Origin of the sequence: Bacillus safensis FO-36b (genome assembly GCF_000691165.1) — a bacterium.
In the GTDB taxonomy this organism is placed as follows: Bacteria; Bacillota; Bacilli; order Bacillales; family Bacillaceae; genus Bacillus; species Bacillus safensis.
In genome coordinates, this window is the sequence record NZ_ASJD01000001.1 from 679841 (window position 1) to 702460 (window position 22620).

Consider the following 22620-nt stretch of genomic DNA (forward strand, 5'->3'; position numbering starts at 1 on the left):
CATTTTGCAAATCAAAGATCAATTAAAACAGCTAAAACCGTATCAACCTGGGAAACCAATTGAAGAGGTCAAAAAAGAATATCAATTAGACAAAATTGTGAAATTGGCTTCAAATGAAAACCCTTTTGGATGTTCTGTACATGCAAGAGAGGCAATACAAGCCGAGCTCGAACATCTAGCGATTTATCCTGATGGATACAGCGCAAGTTTAAGAACGGAGCTTGCTGAGTTTCTTCAAGTAAGTGAAAAACAATTAATTTTCGGGAATGGCTCAGATGAACTTGTGCAAATTATTGCGAGAGCATTCCTTGACCAACATACAAATACCGTCATCCCATCTCCATCGTTTCCGCAATACCGTCACAATGCAGTGATTGAACATGCTGAAATTCGAGAAGTGCCTCTTTTAGAAGGAGGAGCTCACGATCTGAAGGGCATGCTGGATGCGATCGATGAAAACACGAAGGTTGTCTGGGTATGTAATCCAAATAACCCGACAGGAAATCATTTGTCAGAATCTGAGATTGTGGCGTTTTTAGATAAAGTGCCAGCTCACGTGCTTGTTGTACTAGATGAAGCGTATTTTGAATACGTTCGTGCGGAAGATTTTCCAAACAGTTTATCTTTATTACACAATTATCAAAATGTCATTGTACTTCGAACGTTTTCTAAAGCATATGGACTTGCAGCGCTTCGAGTAGGCTACGGAATTGCATCAGAAGAGCTGATTACTGCCATTGAACCAGCGAGAGAGCCGTTTAATACCAGCCGTATCGCTCAGGCAGCTGCTCGTGCAGCGATCAAAGATCAAGATTTCATACAATCATGCAGACAGAAAAACGAAGCAGGTCTCAAGCAATATCAAGATTTTGCTGACCGTTTTGGACTATATATCTATCCATCTCAAACAAACTTTGTGCTGATTGATTTTAAAAGAGATGCCGATGAATTGTTCAATGCATTATTGAAAAAAGGTTACATTGTTCGTTCCGGTAAAGCACTTGGTTTTCCGACTTCTTTACGTATTACCGTCGGAACAAAAGAGCAAAATGAAGACATTCTAAGCACACTTGCCGATTTACTGCAAGGCATTCGTGCGTAGCATAACCAGAAAGTCATATCCTAAGGCAGGATATGGCTTTCATTGTACCAACCTCAATACATATAAGCTGTTGAAATAGGTTGTTTAATTTTCGCGAAAAATCAGGTGATGAATATGAATGATGCAAACGAAACAATATTAATCGCTGGACTCGGTTTAATTGGGGGATCCATTGCACTCTCAATTAAAAAAGAGCATCCTCATAAAAAAATTGTAGGATTTGATGTTTCCAAAGAACAAATGGTTGCTGCAACAAAGCTGGGAATTATTGATGCAACAGCTGATTCGTTTTTGGCTGGTTTAGAAGAATCTTCGACCATTATTTTGGCAACTCCTGTCCAGCAAACAATAAAGATGCTTAGTGATATTGCAGACTCTGGAATTGAAAGAGAGCTCACAATCACTGATGTCGGCAGCACAAAGCAAAAGGTCGTCCATTTTGCTGAAAAAGCGCTGCCTGAGCAGTACCAATTTATTGGTGGACATCCAATGGCAGGCTCTCATAAGTCAGGTGTTATTGCAGCGAAAGACTTTTTATTTGAAAATGCGTTCTATATTTTAACGCCTGCAAAGGAAACAAAACGTCAAGCTGTTGATCGGTTGATGGATTTGTTAAAGGGGACACATGCTCATTTCATCGAAATGACACCAGAAGAACATGATGCTGTGACAAGTGTTATCAGCCATTTCCCTCATATTGTTGCAGCCAGCCTTGTGCATCAAGCACATCATTTTGAAGAACAATTCCCACTTGTTAAACGGTTTGCTGCTGGAGGCTTTCGTGATATCACACGAATTGCTTCAAGCAATCCTGCAATGTGGAGGGATATCCTGCTGCACAATAAACACAAGATTTTAGACCGATTCCATGAATGGAAAAAAGAGATTAACCGCATTGAAACCTTCGTAGAGCAAGAAGATGCTGAAGGATTGTTCTCTTATTTTCAAGATGCTAAGGAATATCGCGATGGACTTCCTCTAAGGAAAAAAGGAGCCATTCCTGCTTTTTATGATCTGTATGTCGATGTTCCGGATCACCCTGGGGTCATTTCGGAGATTACAGGGCATCTAGCAAGTGAAAACATTAGTATTACAAATATCCGTATTATTGAGACGCGGGAAGACATTAATGGGATTTTACGCATTAGTTTTCAAACAGACGACGACCGCAAGCGTGCAGAAATCTGTATAAAAAATAGAGCGAATTACGATACATTTTATGCTGACTGAGGTGACAAACATGAAAATTCATAAAAATGCTCCTATGAATGGAGAAATTCATATCCCAGGTGATAAATCTATTTCACATAGATCAGTGATGTTTGGTGCAATTGCTGAAGGGACCACAGTAGTGAAAAACTTTCTTCCTGGAGCTGACTGTTTAAGTACGATTGATTGCTTTAGAAAGATGGGCGTTGAAATTGAACAAAAAGGGACAGATGTTGTCATTCATGGTAAAGGACTGAAAGAGCTCAAGGAGCCGTCTGACATTCTCGATGTTGGCAATTCTGGTACAACCATTCGATTAATGTTGGGAATATTAGCTGGTTGTGAGTTTCACAGTACACTAATCGGTGATGAGAGTATTGCCAAAAGACCAATGAAACGTGTGACGGGTCCGCTTAAACAACTAGGAGCCAAAATAGACGGCAGAGCAAATGGCGAGTTTACACCACTGTCTATTCGTGGCGGTCATTTAAAAGGAATCTCTTATGAGTCCCCGGTGGCAAGTGCACAAATTAAGTCGGCTGTCCTTTTAGCTGGGCTGCAAGCAGAGGGAACAACGACTTTAACTGAACCTCATAAATCAAGAGATCATACAGAAAGAATGCTCTCTATGTTTGGTGTAAAACTAGATGAAGATGAACAAAGTGTTTCCATTGAAGGCGGCCAGACATTAACAGCAACAGATATATTTGTTCCAGGAGACATCTCTTCAGCTGCATTTTTCCTTGTAGCTGGATCAATCGTTCCTAACAGCCGGATTGTCTTAAAAAATGTCGGGTTAAACAAAACAAGAACAGGTATTATTGATGTGCTGAAACTTATGGGTGCAAACCTTGAGATTAATGAAGTAGATGCCAAAGGCGGAGAACCGTATGGTGATTTAACGATTTCTACTTCATCATTAAAAGGGATTGAAATTTCTGGTGACATGATTTCAAGACTCATCGATGAAATTCCGATTATTGCGCTTCTTGCGACCCAAGCAGAAGGAACAACGATCATTAAAGATGCTGCTGAGTTAAAAGTTAAAGAAACCAATCGAATTGATACAGTCGTATCAGAACTTAAAAAACTCGGTGCTGATATTGAAGCAACAGATGATGGTATGAAGATTCATGGTAAAACTACGCTTCAAGGCGGCGCAGTCGTCTCAAGCTACGGAGATCACCGTATCGGTATGATGCTGGGAATTGCCGCATGTGTGACAAAGCAAGCAATTGAGATTGAAGATACAGATGCTGTTCGTGTCTCATACCCGAATTTCTTTGAACACATTGAATATTTAACGAAAACAGTCTGAGGAGGTCCTCAGGCTTTTTCTTTCCTTTTGCATATTTGTCAGAAATATAGCATAGCTTGTCTCAAGGTGAAACCTTGAAAAAAAACATTTTGTCCGATAAAAATAGTGTCTGCAGTTTACAAATCATCAGTTTCGTATAGGATGAAATGAAAAACAGTCTTTAAAACACAAAAATGGGTTCATTTTAAAAGAGCAACATATTTGCTGGATGTGTACCTGTCGATTATGATATGAAGTAACAATAGTTTAGGTTTTTGGAAACAGAAAGGAACGGTTTGATTTGAATAGTTCATTACAAGAAGCCATAAAATTAGTTGAGGCGGGTGAGACTGAAAAAGGACTCCAAACACTTGCTCAAGCAGAGAAGCATTTGCATGATGAAGAAAAGGCGCAAGCGGCTCAATTATATTATGATTGGGGAGATATCGATAAAGCACGGAATCTCATCAGTGATTTACATGATTTATATCCAGAGGAAACAGGTTTAACGTGTTTTTATGCAGAGCTGTTGATTGACTCTGATGATGAAGAGAAGGCGATTGCAGTATTAGAAACGATTCCTGAAGATGATGATGCGTACCCAGAGAGTTTATTGTTAATGGCAGATTTGTATCAAATGCAAGGACTATTTGAAGTCAGTGAACAAAAGCTTTTAAAAGCGAAAGAACTACTTCCGAATGAAGCCATCATCGATTTTGCATTAGGTGAGTTGTATTTTTCTCAAGGTCTTTCAAAGAAAGCGGCCGATTATTTCTACAAAGTGGCAGATCAACAGCATGAGGTTGGCGGTGTCAATGTGTATCAGCGGCTCGCTGAATCGCTCAGCACAGCTGGAGAATTTGAGGATGCACTTGAATGGTATGAAAAGGCAGTAAAAGATCAAGCAGACCCGAATACTCTTTTTGGCTACGGATTTACAGCAATGAGGGCTGGCAGAACGAAAACAGCCATTCAGCAGCTTACAGAACTGAAAGATATTGATCCCTCCTATTCGTCACTTTATATGCCTTTAGCGAAAAGTTATGAGGAAGAAGGACTATATCACGAGGCTTTAGAGGTAGTAAAAGAGGGTATTAAAGTTGATGAGTATAACAAAGAATTATATTTATATGGTGCCAAGATTGATTTGAAAAATGGGGATTCAGAAGATGCGAAAAAACTGCTTCAAGAAGCACTTGCTCTCGATCCGGGTTATATTGAAGCAGTTCAAACATTGCTGGCGATCTATTTAAATGAAGAGCTGTTTGATGAAATTCTGGATGTTATTAAAGAGGTTAAAAGCTTTGGGGAAGATGATCCAAAATGGAATTGGTATGCTGCATCTGCTTCTGTCGGGCGAGAAGAATACAAAGAAGCTGCCGAGTATTTCAAGCTTGCCCTGCCTGATTTTGATGAGGAACGTGACTTTTTATATGAATACGCTTCGTTCCTTTTAGAAGAGGGCAGACAAAAAGAAGCATTGCCGTTATTACGCAAAGTTCTAGAGAAAGATGGCACGAATGAAGAAATTGAAGAAACGATTTTAAGAATTGAAGACGAAATTTCCTTATAGTTTGCAGGAATGAAGAACTGGTTTGTTGAATAATTCATGTATAGCAATTTAATTTACGATAGAGGAGGGAATAACATGCAGACCCCTGTTTCTGTCAATGAAAAAAAGGAATTTATCCGGTGGTTCTTAAACCATTATCAGCTAAAGCGAAGAGAGTGTGTTTGGATATTAAATTATTTAATGAGTCACGACTCTTTGATGGAAAAGGTTCATTTTGTAGAGCAAGCAGAATTTTGCCCAAGGGGAATCATCATGTCAACACACTGTGTGGATGAAGTTCCCTTTAGATTTTATAAAGAAAACATCATGACGACAGATGCTGAAAAGTCATTTCATGATATTCGTTTGAATAAACAGCAGGATTTGTTTATTCAATTGAATTTCCGTTCTGCTTATCGTTCGCCGGAATATGCAGCTGTTCTTGAAACAAATCCTCATATTCCAAAGGATCTTTATGAGAACGAAAAAGATAAGGATCTTGCTGAGAAAGTGCTTGAGCACTCAATCGCAACTTTCCAAAAAGAACGGCTCATGAAAGAGATAGATGAAGCACTTGACCGTCATGATCAAGAAACATTTAATAAGCTGGCAAAAGAATTAAGCCTATTGTCATAAACTGAGCGAATAAGCCTTGCCCTATACAGGCAGGGCTTATGTCATGAAAGAGGGGAAATCGATGAAGTTTCAAGCAGAGGACGCGGATCGCTTTTTGCAATCTAAAGCTTACATTGATACCGCTATCATTCCATTAGTTGGGATTGATGCCGATCAAATGAAACAAACCGTGTCTTTAGGAGAGTTTACTATTCTTGTAGCAGATGAACTTGAAAGACAGTTAAAAGGGCGGGTTTTTCTTTTTCCGCCACATACATATTTGGAAGTGAGTGACCGGAAACAAGAAGACATACTCACAATGAAGCAGTCGCTCAAAGATCATTTTCAGCATGTCGTATTGATCACATCTGATCACCAGTGGAAAGAGCATACTGAGATCAGTGAATCGCTATTTTTGCTCAAGCCGGTTCCGCTGGAGCATTTGAAGGTTGAATTAAAGCAAAAAGTGATTCAAGACAGTGTAGAACAAATTTTGAACTTTTTGTTACAAAAATGGAACCCTTCATAAAAACCCTTACATTTGCATTGTACATAGCTTTTTAGGATGTTGACCTTGTGAATAGATTGATATATTATGAGGGTGTCCTAGTTTTATGAAATTTTTTCTAATTCAGTTATAAAGTAGCTGACGACCTGAGGGGGGGAGAAAAAAATGAGCGAGAAGAGACATGGAGTGTCCAGGCGTCAATTTTTGAATTACACGTTGACCGGCGTGGGGGGATTTATGGCCGCTGGAATGCTCATGCCTATGGTTCGCTTTGCGCTTGACCCTGTGCTAAAAGGAACAGAGGATCAGGATATGGTTCAAGTTGTCAGTGTAGATGAACTGACAAAGGAACCGAAGCGCTTTGACTTTAAAATTGATCAAGTAGATGCATGGTACGAGTCAAAGGAATCTAGGTCAGCATGGGTGTACAAAGAAGGGGATGAAATTGTCGCTTTATCACCAATCTGTAAACATTTAGGATGTACAGTGAACTGGAACAGTGATCCGAAAAATCCAAACAAATTTTTCTGCCCGTGCCATTATGGGCTGTACGACAAGGATGGTACAAACGTACCCGGAACTCCACCGCTTGCACCGCTTGACCATTATAAGCAGCAAGTGAAGGACGGATACCTCTATCTTGGAAAAGCTGTGCCGAAAGGGGAAGGGTAACGATGCTTAACAAGATTTACGATTGGGTAGATGAGCGGCTGGACATTACACCAATATGGAGAGATATTGCAGATCACGAGGTGCCAGAGCACGTCAATCCAGCACATCATTTCTCCGCTTTTGTGTATTGTTTTGGCGGTTTAACGTTTTTTGTGACAGTCATTCAAGTCCTTTCGGGCATGTTTTTAACGATGTATTACGTGCCGGATATTAAAAATGCCTGGGAATCTGTCTATTATTTGCAAAATGAAGTGGCATTTGGCCAGATTGTCAGAGGGATGCACCACTGGGGTGCGAGTTTAGTTATTGTGATGATGTTTTTACATACGCTAAGGGTCTTTTTCCAAGGGGCGTATAAAAAGCCTAGAGAGCTGAACTGGATTGTTGGTGTGCTCATTTTCTTTGTGATGCTTGGACTTGGTTTTACAGGTTATCTTTTACCATGGGATATGAAGGCGCTGTTTGCGACGAAGGTTGGTCTTCAAATAGCAGAAGCAACACCTTTCATTGGTAAAGAGATCAAAACGCTGCTTGCAGGTCATCCTGACATTGTAGGGGCACAAACGCTGACGAGATTTTTCGCTATCCATGTCTTTTTCTTGCCAGCGGCATTATTTGGGCTGATGGCTGCCCACTTTATTATGATTCGTAAGCAAGGAATTTCTGGACCGCTTTAAAATGCTGCGTTTGATGAATGTTCAATGAGGAGGGGATGACTTTGCATAGGGGAAAAGGGATGAAGTTTGTCGGAGATTCCAGAATACCGGCAGAAAGAAAACCTAACATACCTAAAGACTATTCCGAATATCCGGGAAAAACAGAAGCCTTTTGGCCGAACTTTCTTTTAAAGGAATGGCTTGTAGGTGCCGTTTTTTTAATTGGATTTCTTGTCCTAACTGTTGTTCATGCGCCTCCGCTTGAGCGGATGGCTGATCCAACAGATACTGGCTATATTCCGCTGCCAGACTGGTATTTCCTATTTTTGTACCAGTTATTAAAATATGAATTTGCTGCAGGAAACTTCACTGTCGTCGGCGCGATGATTATGCCTGGAATTGCGTTTGGTGCACTTTTGCTCGCACCATTTCTTGATTCAGGTCCAGAACGCAGACCGTATAGAAGACCAATTGCAGTCGGGATGATGATTCTTGCAGTCGGCGCAGCAACATATTTAACGTGGGAGTCTGTTGCAACTCATGATTGGGAAGCAGCGGCAAAACAAGGTGAGATTAAGAAAGAAGCAGAGATTGATACTTCAGCTGAAGAGTATAAAATTTATCAAGAGCAGACATGTATCTCCTGCCACGGGGATAATATGCAGGGCGGAGCAGCTGGACCGTCACTTGTTGACAACGGTCTTTCGCCTGAGGAGATCGCTAAAATCGCTGTAGAAGGAAAAGGCAACATGCCGAAGGGTGTTTTTAAAGGCAGTGATGAAGAACTCGAGAAGCTCTCTAAATATTTATCTGAGGTCAAATCAAAATAATTCAGTTGTTTAAATGCAAGTACAAGGATATACTCAAAAGAGAAAAAGCTGGCGCTGTCAGCTTTTTTCTGATTTTAACAGATCGTGAGTGAAGAGACATATGAGATGGATTCAATATTTGCTAGCGACGCGCTACATGCTTGTGCTGGTGCTTATGATCAATTTCCTTGGCACTGTGTACGGCTACTATTGGTATATTCCGCAGCTCGTAGAGACACCGGCTGTCTTTTTAGCTTTTGTACCAGACAGTCCAACGGCCAGCTTTTTCTTTTTATTTGTATTACTTGCGTTTTTGATGAAACGAAATGCTCCTTATTTTGAAGCACTTGCTCTTGTGACCTTGATTAAATATGGGTTATGGGCAGTAGGAATGAATATCTTTGTGCTTTTATCTGTTGATGATTTTCCGTGGGAAGGATACATGCTGATTGGGTCTCACTTTGCGATGGCGGTTCAGGCTGTATTGTTTGCGCCATATTATCGTTTTCAAATGCGTCATCTCGTGGTAGCAGGCATTTGGATCTTACATAATGATGTAATTGATTATGTATTTGGTATGATGCCCCGTTATTCTATGCTGTCTGCTTACTCAAACGAGATCGGCTACGTGACGTTTTGGCTAAGTATTGCGGTTCTTCTTGTTTCGTATTATCTCGTTCTATCGAAAAAATCGGTCAAGCTGGAACTCCCTTAACAATGTTGGTCTAACCTTGTCCTTTTCTTCATACGCTGTAAGGAGAAGGGCTAGGAGGGACTTGCATGAAACGAAAGCCAATCGCGATGATTCTATTATTTTTTCTCGTATTACATCCAGCAGTTGCCAAAGGTGAGGAAACAGCTGCTAACACGCTGCAAGAATTAACGGAACTATCAGATTCCATCTTTCAATTAACGAGACAAGCTAAATATGATGAGGCGTTACAAGTCGCATTGTATGTTGAAAAGACATTTAAAGCTGAGAATTGGCGTGGAACTTTGACGAATACGCAGATTCGGCAAATTACACTTGGCTATCAAGATATGATAAAAGGGCTGCCGCAAGAAGAATTGAATGAGCGCGAAAAGCTTCGTTATGCCTCTCAATTTAGAATGCTGCTTGATGCGATCCAGTCGGATTCTGAGCCTCTTTGGGGTTCGCTGGAGAAGCCCATTATGGGGTCTTTTCCTACTTTGAAAAAAGAAGTAAAAGATCCAGAGTCGACGACATTTTATGAAACTTGGAATGAGCTGGTTTCTTTATACGATATGATCTATCCGAGTTTAACCATTGATATTTCGCCTGAAAAGCTCCAGACGATTAAGCAGCACATGGAAGTGATTGAGCAAGGTGAGTTTTTAAAAGCATCAAGTGGGACAAAGCTTGAACGTCTCACGAAGCTGGAAGAGGATTTATCGAGTGTGTTTGCTCACGTCGATGAAGATGAAGCTGATCCATCGCTTTTATGGGTCATCTTAACAACCGGGAGTATCATTTTATTAACGTTAACGTATGTTGGATTTCGGAAATATCGTGCTGAAAAAGAAAAGAAGCAAAAACGTCAGGCTGATTATCCTAAATCATAAAAAAAGAAGCCCAAAACTGGTGCTTCTTTTTTAATGTGGATTGAGCGGCTTTTTGTGTTCATCTAATGTAAAGCCTTCACCGAGTACATCATGCACGTCACTGACAGATACAAACGCATGAGGATCGACTGAGGTCACGACGCTTTTAAGGTGGACAAGCTCGTTTTTCGGAACGACGCAATAAAGGACGTTGCGCTCCTGTTTCGTATAGGAACCGACCCCTTTTAAGATGGTGACACCGCGCTCCATTTCATCCGTGATTTTCTTTTGAATGATGTCATCTTTTTCAGAGATAATCATGGCGCCTTTGGCAGCGTAAGCGCCTTCCTGCATGAAGTCAATGACCTTCGCAGCAACAAACACTGCGACAAGTGTATACATCGCTTCTTTATAATTTAAGTAGGTCAGAGAGATGGTAATGACGCATGCGTCGAAGATGAACATTGTTCGTCCCATTGCCACCTGATAATGCTTGTTGATCAGTCTTGCAATGATGTCCACACCGCCTGTTGTACCGCCGAATTTAAAGATGATCCCGAGGCCTGTTCCGATAAATACACCTGCAAAGAGGGCGGCTAAGGCTAAATCGTGCTGGAGAGGCATATGTATTTGAAAGCGCTGGAAGATGGCAAGAAAGACAGAAAGACTCACTGTTCCTACAATTGTATAAGTAAACATCGTTCTGCCAAGCATTTTCCAGCCTATAAAAAAGATCGGAATGTTTAAGACAAGGTTTGAAATAGATGGGTCAATGTGAAATAGAAAATATAAAAGCAGTGTAATACCTGTAAATCCGCCTTCCGCCAAATTGTTCTGCATATTAAAATGAACAAGACCGAAAGAAAAAATCGCAGATCCTATTAAAATAAATACGATATTTTTAAGACGAATTTCTTTTAGCAAGAGACCACTCCTTTTTTTGCTTAGACAGCGATAATATTATATGGTATGGGAGAGAAACAAGCAAACTGAGTCTTAAACATTTGTCAAATATTTATGATTTCGCTAACATGTAAGAGATGGATAGGAGGATGAGCTTCATGACGAAAGAAAAAACGCTGCGTCACGTGCAGCAAGAAGTAGATGATTACATAGGACAATTTAAAGAAGGCTATTTCAGCCCGCTTGCGATGATGGCCCGCCTGACAGAAGAATTAGGGGAGCTGGCAAGAGAGGTTAACCATTACTATGGAGAAAAGCCGAAAAAAACAACGGAAACAGAAAAAAGCATGGAAGAAGAAATTGGCGATGTTTTGTTTGTGTTAACATGCCTCGCTAATTCACTTGATATTTCACTAGAAGAAGCACATGATCGTGTGATGCATAAATTCAATACAAGAGATAAAGACCGCTGGACGAAAAAAGAAGGGAAGTAGAGACGATGACGAACGAAACCATCAAAGTAGTAATCGCTGGAGCAAGAGGAAGAATGGGGATAGAGGCTGTGAAGCTGGCGGAAGAAACAGGCCATTTTGAGCTGGTGGCCGCACTTGATCACACGCATGAAGGAAAAAAATTATCTGATGTGATTCATACGACATCTAATGCACCGATTTATACGGATATTGATGTGTGTCTTTCAGAAACAGCACCAGATGTATTAATTGATCTGACAACACCTGAAATCGGGAAAGTACATACAAAAAAAGCACTTGAACATGGCGTGCGTCCAGTCGTAGGAACAACTGGATTTTCAGAAGATGACCTAAAAGAGCTTCAGCAATTAACAGAAGAAAAGGGCATAGGCTGTATTATTGCACCAAACTTTGCTGTCGGTGCGGTCTTAATGATGAAATTTGCCAAAATGGCCGCGAATTATTTCCCTGACGTTGAAATCATTGAGCTTCACCACGATAAAAAACTAGATGCCCCAAGCGGTACGGGCTTAAAAACGGCTGAAATGATTGCAGAAGTAAGAGAAAGCAAAAAGCAGGGACACCCAGAAGAGAAAGAATTAATCGAAGGGGCACGAGGAGCCGATTATGATGGTATCCGTCTGCATAGCGTGAGACTTCCTGGTATGATTGCACATCAAGAAGTGCTGTTTGGAATGGACGGACAGACGCTCACCATTCGTCATGATTCTTATAACCGTGCATCCTTTATGTCAGGCGTGAAGCTTTCAGTAGAGCAGGTCATGCACATTGATCAGCTCGTTTATGGTTTAGAAAATATCATCGACTAATAAGGAGTGGATTCCTGATGAACATTGCTTTAATCGCTCATGATAAGAAAAAAAGTGACATGATTCAGTTTGCCACCGCGTATCGTGATATTTTGGCAGATCATACACTTTACGCAACAGGGACAACAGGTTTGAGAGTGAAAGAAGCGACGGGGCTTCCCATTCATCGTTTCCAATCAGGACCACTTGGGGGAGATCAGCAGATCGGTGCTTTAATTGCTGATAATGCAATGGATCTTGTGCTCTTTTTTAGAGACCCGCTAACTGCGCAGCCGCATGAACCGGATGTATCTGCACTCATCCGGCTTTGCGATGTGTATACCATTCCATTAGCCACCAATATGGGAACTGCTGAAATTTTAGTCAGGAATTTAAATAAAGGTACGTTTGATTTTCGAGATGTAGCAAAAAACGGAGGAACAAATGAAACGACTTGATATCCTTGCATTCGGTGCCCATAGCGATGATGTAGAGATCGGAATGGGCGGAACGATTGCAAAATACGTAAAAAAAGGGGCGCGCGTCGGGATTTGCGACTTGACCCAGGCCGAATTATCTTCAAATGGAACAGTAGAGAGCCGCAAAGAAGAAGCAAAAGCCGCCGCCGCTATTTTAGGTGTCAGAGCGAGAATCCAGCTTACACTGCCAGATAGAGGGCTGTATCTAAATGACGAAGCGATGAAGGAAATTGCGGGCGTGATTCGAACATACAAACCGAAACTGATTTTCGCTCCGTACCACCAAGATCGGCATCCAGATCATGGCCATGCGGGCTCACTTGTAGAAGAGGCCGCTTTTTCTGCAGGTATACATAAATTTGAAGATTCATACAAGCAGCCAGCGCATAAAATAAGCCAAATGTATTATTACATGATTAATGGGCACCATCGTCCAGATTTTGTGATCGATATTTCTAAGGAAATGCACCAAAAAATTGATAGCTTGCACGCGTATAAAAGCCAATTTGTTAAATCGGCAAACTCAGTAGAGACACCTCTTGTGAACGGTTATATTGATTTTGTCAAAATGAGAGAGTCTATGTATGGAAGAGAAGTCAACAAAGCTTATGCAGAAGGGTTTATCACAAAGAAACCACTTTTGTTGGACGATGACTTACTTGGGGGGTAATTATGAAAAAACTGAGGATCGGAATTACTTGTTATCCAAGTGTCGGCGGCTCAGGCATTATCGCCACGGAGCTTGGAAAACGTTTAGCTGAAAAAGGGCACGATGTTCATTTCATTACCTCTAGCATTCCGTTTAGGCTTAATAAAGTATATCCGAATATTTATTTTCATGAGGTGGATGTGAATCAATATGCAGTTTTTCAATATCCGCCTTATGACCTTGCGCTGGCAAGTAAATTGGCAGAAGTCGCAAAACGAGAAAAGCTTGATATTATTCACGCGCATTATGCAGTCCCGCACGCTGTCTGTGCGTTTCTAGCCAAACAAATGACTGGACACTCTGTGAAAGTCGTTACGACGCTTCATGGAACGGATATTACGGTTTTAGGCTATGATCCATCATTAAAAGAAGTGATCCGGTTCGCCATCGAATCATCGGACCGCGTAACAGCGGTGTCGCAATCATTAGCTGCGCAGACATACGATCTCATCAAACCAGATAAAAAAATTGATACGATTCATAATTTTGTTGATGAACGGGTGTATTTGCGTGAAGATCACGATTTGTTAAAGACACATTATGGTCTTTTACCGAACGAAAAGGTCATCATCCATGTATCAAACTTTCGAAAGGTGAAACGGGTGCATGATGTGATTCATGTGTTTCAAAAGATTTCTGAACAGGTGCAGGCAAAGCTGCTGCTCATTGGTGATGGTCCTGAGAAATCGGTTGTATGTGAACTCGTGAAAAAATTAGGACTGACAGACCGCGTATTGTTTTTAGGCAAGCAAGAGAAGGTTGAGGAGCTTTATTCAATAAGTGATTTGAAGCTGCTTCTTTCGGAGAAGGAGAGCTTTGGGCTTGTGCTTCTTGAAGCAATGGCATGCGGTGTCCCTTGTATCGGTACGGATGTCGGCGGTATTCCAGAGGTCATTACACATGGAGAAACAGGGTTTCTTGTCCCGCTCGGCGATATAGATGGAGCAGCAAAGCACGCAGTGTCTCTGCTGAAAGACGAAGCGCTTCATGAAAAAGTGTCAGCGGCAGCTCAGTCTAGTGTTCAGGCTCATTTCTCCTCTGATAAGATTGTGAGTGAATATGAGAAGCTTTACCTAGAATTGATCGAAGGTGATGATGAAGATGAATGAACCATTCACACATGCGATCCCTATATTACATACACTGCACGAACATGGGCATCAGGCTTACTTTGTCGGCGGAGCGGTGAGAGATGTTCTATTAGGACGGGAAATCGGCGATATCGATATTGCGACAGATGCAACACCTGATAAGGTTGAGTCCTTATTTGAAAAAACAGTAGATGTCGGTAAGGCGCATGGCACTGTCATTGTGTTGCATGATGGTGTCAGCTATGAGGTCACGACGTTTCGAACGGAATCAGAATATGAAGATTTTCGCAGACCGAAAGAAGTGGCGTTTATCACGTCGCTTAAGGAAGATCTTTTAAGAAGAGATTTAACGATTAATGCGATGGCCATGGATATAAATGGGGAAATTATTGATCATGTAGGTGGAAAACAGGATATTAAGCGGAAACGAATTCAAACCGTAGGAGATCCTGCGTGCCGCTTTCAAGAAGATGCGCTTCGCATGATGAGAGCTGTCCGTTTTTTAAGCCAGCTTGGCTTTGAACTCGCTGATGAAACGGCTGAAGCTATGAAAAAGGATAAGCATCTGCTTGCCAACATATCAGTTGAGCGCAAAAAGATTGAAATGGAGAAGCTTTTAAAAGGCCGTCATTGTGAGAAGGCCATTCAAGTACTCATTTCAACCAAATTATATGAAGAATTGCCAGGTCTCAAAGAGGAGCGTCTTCATGAATCCTTTCAAGCCTTTCCATATTACTTACTGGATGGACTAGAAGAGGTATGGGGGGCTTGCATCCATTTGCTAGGTTTAAATGAAGCGGAGGCTGCGGCCTTCTTAAAAGAATGGAAGCTGTCAACGAAGCTTTTGAAAGACGCAGTAGCTATTAGTCAATACGTTGATTGTGACTGGGATGCGGAAAACATGTTTGAAGCTGGTGAACACGTGCTCTTATCTAGTTTGAAGATTACACAGCTAAAACATGAGCGCCGCATTTTCTTTGATGAACTGGAGGCAGCGAAGCGTTCTTATGATGCACTTCCGATTAAAAAGCTCCAAGACCTCGCTGTTTCAGGAAAAGATTTAATGGCCTTTCGGCAAAAGCCGTCTGGGAAATGGATTGCAGAGGAGCTTGATTTTGTGAAAAAAGCCGTTTTGCAAAACCGTTTAGAAAACCGAAAAGAAGCCATAGAGGAGTGGCTTAAAGCATGCGATCCGCAATTAGAAAACGATTAATTGAACTATTTACAGAATCCAGCCAGGATTTTGTCTCAAGTCAGCAGATTTGTGATGAGCTTGGCTGCTCCCGAACAGCTGTGTGGAAGCATATGGAGGACTTGCGAAAAGAGGGGTATGAGGTAGAAGCAGTTAGAAGAAAAGGATACCGTCTGCTTCGTAAACCGGACAAAATTAGTGAGGACGAAATTCTGTTTGGTCTGGAAACAGAGAGCTTCGGCAGGCATATTTACTTTCAGAAAGAAGTCGCTTCCACTCAGCTGATTGCCCATGATCTTGTCAATGAAGGTGCGCCCCACGGCACAATCGTTGTCAGCGATCATCAGACAAACGGAAAAGGGCGTCTTCAAAGAACGTGGCATTCACCAAATGGGACAGGCATTTGGATGAGTCTTATTCTCCGGCCTGAGATCCCGCTGCATAAAGCGCCGCAAATGACGCTTTTGGCATCTGTAGCCATCGCAGAAGCGATTGCGCAGCAAACAGGACTCAATCCATCTATTAAATGGCCAAACGATATTTTGTTGAATGGAAAAAAGGTCGTTGGCATTCTGACTGAATTAAAAGCAGAAGCTGACCAGGTTCATGCGGTCATCATTGGGCCGGGCATTAATGTGAACCAAACAGTTGATGACTTCCCGGATGAACTAAAGGATGTCGCCACAAGTCTGCGAATGGAACTGAATGAAAAAGTGGATCGGGCTGCACTCATACAACAGATGATGTCCACTTTTGAAAAAAGGTATGACGATTACATGAAGCAAGGATTTGCGCCGATTAAACAATTATGGGAATCGTTTGCGATGACGATCGGTCAACATATTGTTGCCCGCACCGTCAATGGGCAATATACGGGGAAGGCGCTTGGAATCAATGAAGAAGGTGTTTTATTGCTTGAAACGGAGGACGGTATCCAAAAAATCTACTCCGCAGACATTGAGATCAAGTCAACTTGAGTGGAACACCCGGCACATTTTTGATATACTTCGTGTGGGCAGTATCTGCAAAGAACTGTACCTGTTAGGAAGAAAAATTCGATAAATTTCTGCCTTGATCCTAAGGGACTTGGACAGAGGGATGATTCGCCGCACATGAGAAATCAAAGCATGTGATGTGAGGCAAGCCATCTCCTCTCCAGAATGAGGAGGAACAAATGAAGACAAAGCTAGATTTTTTCAAAATGAAAGAACAAAACGAACCTATAGTGATGCTGACCGCATACGACTATCCAGCTGCAAAGCAAGCGGAAAAAGCGGAAGTCGACATGATCTTAGTTGGTGATTCACTTGGGATGGTTGTACTTGGACTAGATTCCACAGTTCAAGTCACGATGGATGATATGATCCATCACACAAAAGCAGTGAAAAGAGGCGCAAAAGACACATTTGTTGTGACTGATATGCCATTTATGTCTTACCATTATTCGTTAGAAGAAACAATGAAAAATGCAGCACGCATCATGCAAGAAAGTGGTGCCGATGCCTTAAAGCTAGAAGGCGGAGATGGAGTATTTGAATCCATTCAAGCTTTAACAAGAGGCGGAATTCCTGTCGTCAGTCATTTAGGCCTCACACCTCAATCAGTTGGTGTACTTGGCGGGTATAAAGTGCAAGGAAAAGACCACGAAAGTGCTCAAAAATTGATTGAAGACAGCTTGAAATGTGAGGAAGCCGGAGCGATCGCACTTGTGCTGGAATGCGTACCTGGCGAACTGACAAAACGAATTACCGACATGCTGAAGATTCCTGTGATCGGAATTGGTGCAGGAGCTGAGGCAGACGGACAAGTTCTCGTTTACCATGATGTGGTAGGATACGGGGTGTCTAGAACACCTAAGTTTGTGAAACAATACGCGCAAATTGATACTGTTTTAGAAGAAGCGCTCATTCAATATACAAAAGAAGTAAAAGCACGCACATTTCCAGAGGACATGCATACGTTTCATATCAAAGAAGAAGTCCTTGATGGCTTATATGGGGGAATCAAAAAATGAACGTTGTCACCCATATTCACGAGCTAAAAGAATTGATCAAGCAGCATCAAGAAAAGCAGCATTCCATCGGCTTTGTTCCTACGATGGGCTTTCTTCATGAAGGACATCTGACGCTTGCGAAAGAGGCAAGAGGTCAAAATGACATTGTCGTGATGAGTATTTTTGTCAATCCTTTGCAATTTGGACCAAATGAAGACTTTGAATCCTATCCGAGGGATATGGAAAGAGACAAGCGTCTTGCAGAACAAGCAGGGGTGGATATTTTATTTACACCTGATGTGAAGGAAATGTACCAAAATGAACCATCTATTACGATGACGGTTCAAAAGCGGACGGATGTCTTATGCGGAAAAAAACGCCCAGGACATTTTGACGGCGTTGTCACTGTGCTCACAAAGCTGTTTCATCTTGTGTCACCAACAAATGTCTACTTTGGACTAAAGGATGCACAGCAAGTCGCTGTGATCGATGCGATGATCAAGGATTTCTTCTTTGATCTTCACCTTGTATCTGTACCGACAGTCAGAGAAGAAGACGGTTTAGCGAAAAGCTCAAGGAATGTGTACTTGTCAGAAAAAGAAAGACAAGAAGCACCCGCTTTATACCGCGCATTAAAAAAAGGCCGGTCAGCTGTTGAAAAAGGTGAACGTGATGTCAGTCGTGTATACCAGCTGATTGAAGAGGAACTTGTTCAGACGTGCGGAGAAATTGATTATATTGAGATCTACTCATATCCAGAACTTGAGCCGCTTGAGCAGTTAACAGGTCAAGTCATTATGGCGATTGCGGTGAAATTTTCACGGGCAAGACTGATTGATAATGTGATTTTCCATGTTCCTGAAAGCGGTGAAAAACATGTATAGAACCTTTATGACATCTAAGCTTCATAAAGCAACGGTAACAGAAGCAAACTTACATTATGTGGGAAGTATTACAATTGACGAAGATTTACTTGATGCGGCAGGTATGATGGCAAATGAAAAAGTACAAATTGTCAACAATCATAATGGCGCAAGACTTGAAACATATATTATTCCCGGCGAAAGAAAGAGCGGTGTTATTTGTCTAAATGGGGCGGCGGCGAGACTCGTTCAGCCAGGGGATGAAGTCATTATTATCGCTTATGGGATGCTGTCAGAAGAAGAAGCAAAGACACATACACCAAAAGTGGTCGTGTTAAATAAACAAAATCAAATTGAACAAATGATTGGGCAAGAGCCTGCGAGAACGATTTTATAACGCAAGCTCCATGGAAACAGAACAGTTTCAGAAGAGAGGCTGTTCTGTTTCATCTATTTTGTCCAGAGTGTGTTTCACTTCAGGGTGAAACGAGGAATTGAGGTGTCCATTTTATGACCGATCAAAGGTTTGTTGTCGTTGATATTGAAACCACCGGAAATTCACCTAAAAAGGGTGATAAAATCATTCAAATAGCTGCGGTGGTCATTGAAAATGGACAAATTGTCGAACGGTATTCAAAATATGTGAACCCGGGAAAAGCAATCCCTGGATTTATTGAACAGCTGACAGGCATTCAGCAGCACATGGTTGATGATGCGGTGTTTTTTGAGGATATTGCCCAAGAGGTGTATGATCTCATACAGGGTGCTTATTTTGTTGCGCACAATGTTCATTTTGACTTGAATTTTTTAAATGATGAACTAAAAGCATGCGGGAAAAATGAGCTGGATGTGCTAGCAATTGATACAGTTGAGATCTCTAGAATTCTTTATCCTGAGCTTGAAGGTTATAAGCTCACTGAATTAAGTGAAGAGCTCATGCTTCCACATGACCACCCGCATAGGGCGGATAGTGATGCGGAAGTTACTGCCATGTTATTTTTAACTTTATTACATCAATTAAAACATACACCGAAAATCGTGCTGAAGCAGCTGCGCAGATTATCCTCTTATCTCCTAAGTGATATAGGACTTTTAATTCAGCAGCTTGAAACAAGTCATGCTAGCCGGGAAGATTCTTTGGTGGAAGTCGGCTCTTTTGCTGTAAAAGATGTCACCAATTCTATCAGTAGGGCGACACATTCAGTAGGTGAAGATGATGAACAGCTGTTTGAGGAAATCAAAAAGAAGCTTCCGCAAACGGTAGAAGGCTATGAGGTAAGAGAAGGCCAGCTTACAATGATGAATAAAGTGAGAGATGTGTTTCATGAAAGAGCCTATGCATTAATTGAGGCGGCACCGGGTATTGGGAAAACGCTCGCTTACCTCATCCCAGCTGCTCTAGAAGCGAGTAAATCAGGAAAACCTGTCATTATTAGTACATATTCCATACTTTTGCAGCAGCAAATGCTTCAGCGTGATGTGCCTATGTTGAATCAATTGCTCCCGTTTGAGCCTGCTGCCTGTGTATTTAAAGGTCGGGCGCATTATATTTGTTTAGATAAGTTTGAGCATGTGCTTCATGAGGAAGATGATAACTATGATGTCGTCTTAACGAAGGCGCAAATTTTAATGTGGCTCCTTGTAACAGAAACAGGTGATTTATCTGAACTGAATTTACCGTCAGGAGCTGCCAATATAAAAGACCGCATTTCCTGTGTGCATATGCCGTTTACATCGAAAAAGCGCCGTTTTAAAGAGTATTGCTTTTATGAGCGCGCTAAAAAAAGGGCAAAAACAGCTGATTTAATTTTAACGAATCATCGTCTGCTCTTATCACAAACGGAGGCATCGTCTATCTTTCAGCATGCTGACGTATATGTGATAGACGAAGCCCATCAATTTGAGAAAACAGCCAATGAAACCCTAGGGGATAGTGCGTCTTATATCCAGCTTCACGCGAAGTTAACACAGCTTGGCTCCTTGCAAGGCGGATTGTTAAAGAAACTGAAAAAGAGATTTCATCATGCAGGGTTACAGACAGACACCTTTATTGAAATGGATGAGTATCTCAATCAGCTTCAAATGGAAAGTGACGCTTTCTTTAGCACCGTCCATTCATTTGTGAAAAGGACAAAACCAAAAGCCGACATCAATCGTCTCATTCATAGAGTACGTCATCATTCAAAGCATGCTCAGTGGAAACGGATTAAAGAAACGGCAAGTAAGCTTTGTTCCTTGTTAATTGCTTGTGAGAAGCTGTATGAACAGCAAAAAAATGAGCTTCTTCAAAAAAGTGATCAGCTGACAGAACACTTTGCCTTTGAAGCAGAGGAATACGACCAAGTCATGTCGTTTATGCATACTTTTTGCAGTACACTGTACCGGTTTATCTTTGAACCGAAAAACGATGAAACGGTTTGGATTGAAATTGATGCAAAAGGTGCCAAAAACGCTGTCTTTATGCATGCACAGCCGTTAGATACTGGGGAGCTTTTGGCTGACCGTTTCTTTATGAACAAAAAGAGTGTTGTCCTCACATCAGGGACGCTTACCATTAATCACCGTTTTGATTATTGCTTGGAACGGTTTGGCCTGCAAGATTTTTACCCTCATCTTGTGCAAATTGATTCACCTTTCGAACTTGAAAAACAGCTTAAGGTCATTGTTCCAGCAGACATGCCACCGATTACAAACCGTGATGAACGAGATTATGTAAAGCAGGCTGCGCAATATATTAAGGTCATGGAAAAGCAGCAGCATGCAAAAATATTGGTTTTGTTTAATTCACATGAGATGTTAAAAGCAGTCTATGAAGAGCTAAAAACAGAAGGGATGCAGTCAGCCCTTTTTGCTCAAGGTTTGACGGGCGGAAGCCCCGTAAAATTAACGAAAATGTTCAAATTAGCAAAACAAGCCATTTTACTTGGTACGGGTAGTTTTTGGGAAGGTGTTGATTTTCCGGGCGCAGAGCTGACAACAGTCATCATGGCACGTCTTCCGTTCAGGCCGCCTGATTCTCCGCTTATTGAAGCCAAATGTGATGCAGCAAAAAAACAAGGGAAAAATCCGTTTAAAGCCGTCGCTTTACCAGAAGCTGTGTTAACCTTTAAGCAAGGAGCTGGACGCTTGCTGCGTTCTGAAAAAGACATAGGCACATTGCTGATTTTAGACCGCCGAGTGAAAACCGCTTCATATGGAAAACTATTTTTAGAATCACTCCCTCATGCGCCAGTTCACGAGATGTCAAAAGAGTCACTTGAGGCGTATATAGAAAACCTTAACAACGAAAAGCCGCTGTCATAAGCGGCCTTTAGCTGGTGTGGGTTTGGAGTTAATTTATCGTAACGGCTTTTTGTGTTCCGTTGTAAAAATAGTATCGGTTCCCGTGCAGAAAAGTATGACTAACAATATTTACGTACCGAGGAGGAATTAGAAGTGGAAAGTAAAATAGAGGTACTTTCAACTGTTCAAATTAAACATTCAGAAGACCTGTACAAAATCGTTGATTTATTGAACAGAACGCTTAAAAGAGAAGATCTCATGTTTGGATTAGCATTAGATCAAGAAGATCAAAATCAAGCGGTATTTACGATATACCGCACATAGGGGAAGCTTGACATGAAAAAAATAGTCTGGATTATTTCATCTGTAGTGGCTCTCGTTCTGCTTATTGGCATCATCAGCTTTACGTGGATTTATCAAATTGCCATGGGGCAAAGAGAACAAGGGCATGAAGCAGCGATCGAACGAGCAAAAGAACAAGCAAACATCGTACAAGTGGAGCAAGTGGAAACCTTTGTCGGGAAAGAAAAACAATTTATTGTTGAAGGGAAAAACAAGCAGAATGAAACGACCTACGTTTGGGTTCCTGCCAGCAAAAAAGAAAAAGTAATCGCAAAAAAAGCAAAAGAAGGTATTACCTCGAATCAAGCAGTACAAGCCGTTCAAAAGGAGAACACGGTCTCTAAGCTAAAAGAAGTCAAATTAGCGAGAGAAGGTGACGTACTCCTTTGGGAAGTGACATACTTAAATGAGAACAATCAATATAGCTTCAGCTATGTCGACTTCTCGACAGGACACGTGGAAAAAAATTTAACACCGTAGTTTCTCCTGTCTTGCGTTGAC

At 41.5% G+C, this 22620-nt stretch carries 25 protein-coding genes; 24 read left to right on the plus strand and 1 reads right to left on the minus strand.

Features of this window, described 5'->3' with window-relative positions:
* The first annotated feature begins 4 nt into the window (after nucleotides 1-4).
* The 11 genes from hisC (at nucleotide 5) to ypjB (ending at nucleotide 10004) form a co-directional block, all read left to right on the plus strand.
* Nucleotides 5-1102: a histidinol-phosphate transaminase gene (gene hisC, locus BA81_RS03555; protein WP_024428097.1), complete on the plus strand. Its 1098-nt coding sequence runs from the start codon at nucleotides 5-7 to the stop codon at nucleotides 1100-1102.
* Nucleotides 1103-1216: 114 nt separating this feature from the next.
* Nucleotides 1217-2332 carry a prephenate dehydrogenase gene (locus tag BA81_RS03560; RefSeq protein WP_034280434.1) on the plus strand — a complete coding sequence of 372 codons (1116 nt, stop codon included), beginning with the start codon at nucleotides 1217-1219 and terminating at the stop codon, nucleotides 2330-2332.
* Between the two features lie 10 nt (nucleotides 2333-2342).
* Complete coding sequence (gene aroA, locus BA81_RS03565; protein ID WP_034280435.1) at nucleotides 2343-3629, plus strand: 3-phosphoshikimate 1-carboxyvinyltransferase; 1287 nt, start codon at nucleotides 2343-2345, stop codon at nucleotides 3627-3629.
* A 280-nt stretch (nucleotides 3630-3909) separates the two neighbouring features.
* Nucleotides 3910-5181 (plus strand): tetratricopeptide repeat protein, encoded by a 1272-nt coding sequence (locus BA81_RS03570; protein WP_034280436.1) that lies wholly within the window; start codon nucleotides 3910-3912, stop codon nucleotides 5179-5181.
* A gap of 75 nt (nucleotides 5182-5256) precedes the next feature.
* Nucleotides 5257-5796 (plus strand): ReoY family proteolytic degradation factor, encoded by a 540-nt coding sequence (locus BA81_RS03575; RefSeq protein ID WP_008344562.1) that lies wholly within the window; start codon nucleotides 5257-5259, stop codon nucleotides 5794-5796.
* 61 nt (nucleotides 5797-5857) lie between these two features.
* Nucleotides 5858-6304 (plus strand): YpiF family protein, encoded by a 447-nt coding sequence (locus BA81_RS03580; protein ID WP_034280438.1) that lies wholly within the window; start codon nucleotides 5858-5860, stop codon nucleotides 6302-6304.
* Between the two features lie 144 nt (nucleotides 6305-6448).
* Nucleotides 6449-6955 (plus strand): ubiquinol-cytochrome c reductase iron-sulfur subunit, encoded by a 507-nt coding sequence (locus BA81_RS03585; RefSeq protein WP_007500911.1) that lies wholly within the window; start codon nucleotides 6449-6451, stop codon nucleotides 6953-6955.
* Nucleotides 6956-6957: 2 nt separating this feature from the next.
* Complete coding sequence (qcrB, locus tag BA81_RS03590; RefSeq protein ID WP_003215804.1) at nucleotides 6958-7632, plus strand: menaquinol-cytochrome c reductase cytochrome b subunit; 675 nt, start codon at nucleotides 6958-6960, stop codon at nucleotides 7630-7632.
* 41 nt (nucleotides 7633-7673) lie between these two features.
* Nucleotides 7674-8441, plus strand: coding sequence for a menaquinol-cytochrome c reductase cytochrome b/c subunit (locus BA81_RS03595; RefSeq protein WP_024422792.1), 768 nt, complete (start codon nucleotides 7674-7676; stop codon nucleotides 8439-8441).
* A gap of 100 nt (nucleotides 8442-8541) precedes the next feature.
* Complete coding sequence (lhaT, locus tag BA81_RS03600) at nucleotides 8542-9135, plus strand: lipoprotein heptaprenylglyceryl N-acetyltransferase LhaT (protein WP_024428102.1); 594 nt, start codon at nucleotides 8542-8544, stop codon at nucleotides 9133-9135.
* 65 nt (nucleotides 9136-9200) lie between these two features.
* Entirely contained in the window at nucleotides 9201-10004 is an 804-nt protein-coding gene (ypjB, locus tag BA81_RS03605; protein WP_034280441.1) for a sporulation protein YpjB, read from the plus strand.
* 30 nt (nucleotides 10005-10034) lie between these two features.
* On the opposite strand, the gene BA81_RS03610 is transcribed toward ypjB, so the two are convergent.
* Complete coding sequence (locus tag BA81_RS03610) at nucleotides 10035-10907, minus strand: YitT family protein (protein WP_024422789.1); 873 nt, start codon at nucleotides 10905-10907, stop codon at nucleotides 10035-10037.
* A gap of 137 nt (nucleotides 10908-11044) precedes the next feature.
* On the opposite strand from BA81_RS03610, the gene BA81_RS03615 reads away from it, so the two are divergent.
* The 13 genes from BA81_RS03615 to tseB all read left to right on the plus strand — a co-directional run bounded on the left by BA81_RS03615 (nucleotide 11045) and on the right by tseB (nucleotide 22599).
* A complete protein-coding gene (locus BA81_RS03615) occupies nucleotides 11045-11380 on the plus strand; it encodes a nucleotide pyrophosphohydrolase (RefSeq protein ID WP_024422788.1) in 336 nt (111 codons plus the stop codon).
* 5 nt (nucleotides 11381-11385) lie between these two features.
* On the plus strand, nucleotides 11386-12189 hold the full coding sequence (gene dapB, locus BA81_RS03620) for a 4-hydroxy-tetrahydrodipicolinate reductase (protein ID WP_034280443.1): 804 nt from the start codon (nucleotides 11386-11388) through the stop codon (nucleotides 12187-12189).
* 17 nt (nucleotides 12190-12206) lie between these two features.
* Entirely contained in the window at nucleotides 12207-12626 is a 420-nt protein-coding gene (gene mgsA / locus BA81_RS03625) for a methylglyoxal synthase (protein ID WP_034280445.1), read from the plus strand.
* The gene (bshB1, locus tag BA81_RS03630; protein WP_034280447.1) at nucleotides 12613-13317 is read left to right on the plus strand and encodes a bacillithiol biosynthesis deacetylase BshB1; all 705 of its coding nucleotides are present in this window, start codon (nucleotides 12613-12615) and stop codon (nucleotides 13315-13317) included. Before mgsA ends, bshB1 begins: the two co-directional genes overlap by 14 nt.
* Nucleotides 13318-13319: 2 nt before the next feature.
* Nucleotides 13320-14465, plus strand: coding sequence for an N-acetyl-alpha-D-glucosaminyl L-malate synthase BshA (gene bshA, locus BA81_RS03635; RefSeq protein ID WP_034280448.1), 1146 nt, complete (start codon nucleotides 13320-13322; stop codon nucleotides 14463-14465).
* On the plus strand, nucleotides 14458-15660 hold the full coding sequence (locus BA81_RS03640) for a CCA tRNA nucleotidyltransferase (protein WP_034280450.1): 1203 nt from the start codon (nucleotides 14458-14460) through the stop codon (nucleotides 15658-15660). The genes bshA and BA81_RS03640 overlap by 8 nt, the downstream gene beginning before the upstream one ends.
* On the plus strand, nucleotides 15633-16616 hold the full coding sequence (locus BA81_RS03645; protein ID WP_034280452.1) for a biotin--[acetyl-CoA-carboxylase] ligase: 984 nt from the start codon (nucleotides 15633-15635) through the stop codon (nucleotides 16614-16616). Before BA81_RS03640 ends, BA81_RS03645 begins: the two co-directional genes overlap by 28 nt.
* 197 nt (nucleotides 16617-16813) lie before the next feature.
* The gene (panB, locus tag BA81_RS03650; protein WP_024422781.1) at nucleotides 16814-17653 is read left to right on the plus strand and encodes a 3-methyl-2-oxobutanoate hydroxymethyltransferase; all 840 of its coding nucleotides are present in this window, start codon (nucleotides 16814-16816) and stop codon (nucleotides 17651-17653) included.
* Nucleotides 17650-18516, plus strand: coding sequence for a pantoate--beta-alanine ligase (gene panC / locus BA81_RS03655; protein ID WP_034280455.1), 867 nt, complete (start codon nucleotides 17650-17652; stop codon nucleotides 18514-18516). The genes panB and panC overlap by 4 nt, the downstream gene beginning before the upstream one ends.
* Nucleotides 18509-18892: an aspartate 1-decarboxylase gene (panD, locus tag BA81_RS03660; RefSeq protein WP_024422780.1), complete on the plus strand. Its 384-nt coding sequence runs from the start codon at nucleotides 18509-18511 to the stop codon at nucleotides 18890-18892. Before panC ends, panD begins: the two co-directional genes overlap by 8 nt.
* A 113-nt stretch (nucleotides 18893-19005) precedes the next feature.
* Complete coding sequence (gene dinG, locus BA81_RS03665; protein ID WP_034280457.1) at nucleotides 19006-21798, plus strand: ATP-dependent DNA helicase DinG; 2793 nt, start codon at nucleotides 19006-19008, stop codon at nucleotides 21796-21798.
* Between the two features lie 132 nt (nucleotides 21799-21930).
* Nucleotides 21931-22101, plus strand: a complete 171-nt coding sequence (locus BA81_RS19100) for a YpmA family protein (RefSeq protein WP_065214698.1) — start codon at nucleotides 21931-21933, stop codon at nucleotides 22099-22101.
* Between the two features lie 12 nt (nucleotides 22102-22113).
* Complete coding sequence (gene tseB / locus BA81_RS03670) at nucleotides 22114-22599, plus strand: cell wall elongation/penicillin-binding protein regulator TseB (protein WP_024422779.1); 486 nt, start codon at nucleotides 22114-22116, stop codon at nucleotides 22597-22599.
* Nucleotides 22600-22620 lie beyond the last annotated feature (21 nt).

Coding starts and splice junctions, on each gene's coding strand:
- BA81_RS03560 (WP_034280434.1), top strand. CDS start 1,217: ATGAATGATGCAAACGAAACAATATTAATCGCTGGACTCGGTTTAATT.
- aroA (WP_034280435.1), top strand. CDS start 2,343: ATGAAAATTCATAAAAATGCTCCTATGAATGGAGAAATTCATATCCCA.
- BA81_RS03575 (WP_008344562.1), top strand. CDS start 5,257: ATGCAGACCCCTGTTTCTGTCAATGAAAAAAAGGAATTTATCCGGTGG.
- BA81_RS03580 (WP_034280438.1), top strand. CDS start 5,858: ATGAAGTTTCAAGCAGAGGACGCGGATCGCTTTTTGCAATCTAAAGCT.
- BA81_RS03585 (WP_007500911.1), top strand. CDS start 6,449: ATGAGCGAGAAGAGACATGGAGTGTCCAGGCGTCAATTTTTGAATTAC.
- qcrB (WP_003215804.1), top strand. CDS start 6,958: ATGCTTAACAAGATTTACGATTGGGTAGATGAGCGGCTGGACATTACA.
- lhaT (WP_024428102.1), top strand. CDS start 8,542: ATGAGATGGATTCAATATTTGCTAGCGACGCGCTACATGCTTGTGCTG.
- ypjB (WP_034280441.1), top strand. CDS start 9,201: ATGAAACGAAAGCCAATCGCGATGATTCTATTATTTTTTCTCGTATTA.
- BA81_RS03615 (WP_024422788.1), top strand. CDS start 11,045: ATGACGAAAGAAAAAACGCTGCGTCACGTGCAGCAAGAAGTAGATGAT.
- dapB (WP_034280443.1), top strand. CDS start 11,386: ATGACGAACGAAACCATCAAAGTAGTAATCGCTGGAGCAAGAGGAAGA.
- mgsA (WP_034280445.1), top strand. CDS start 12,207: ATGAACATTGCTTTAATCGCTCATGATAAGAAAAAAAGTGACATGATT.
- bshB1 (WP_034280447.1), top strand. CDS start 12,613: ATGAAACGACTTGATATCCTTGCATTCGGTGCCCATAGCGATGATGTA.
- bshA (WP_034280448.1), top strand. CDS start 13,320: ATGAAAAAACTGAGGATCGGAATTACTTGTTATCCAAGTGTCGGCGGC.
- BA81_RS03640 (WP_034280450.1), top strand. CDS start 14,458: ATGAATGAACCATTCACACATGCGATCCCTATATTACATACACTGCAC.
- BA81_RS03645 (WP_034280452.1), top strand. CDS start 15,633: ATGCGATCCGCAATTAGAAAACGATTAATTGAACTATTTACAGAATCC.
- panB (WP_024422781.1), top strand. CDS start 16,814: ATGAAGACAAAGCTAGATTTTTTCAAAATGAAAGAACAAAACGAACCT.
- panC (WP_034280455.1), top strand. CDS start 17,650: ATGAACGTTGTCACCCATATTCACGAGCTAAAAGAATTGATCAAGCAG.
- panD (WP_024422780.1), top strand. CDS start 18,509: ATGTATAGAACCTTTATGACATCTAAGCTTCATAAAGCAACGGTAACA.
- dinG (WP_034280457.1), top strand. CDS start 19,006: ATGACCGATCAAAGGTTTGTTGTCGTTGATATTGAAACCACCGGAAAT.
- tseB (WP_024422779.1), top strand. CDS start 22,114: ATGAAAAAAATAGTCTGGATTATTTCATCTGTAGTGGCTCTCGTTCTG.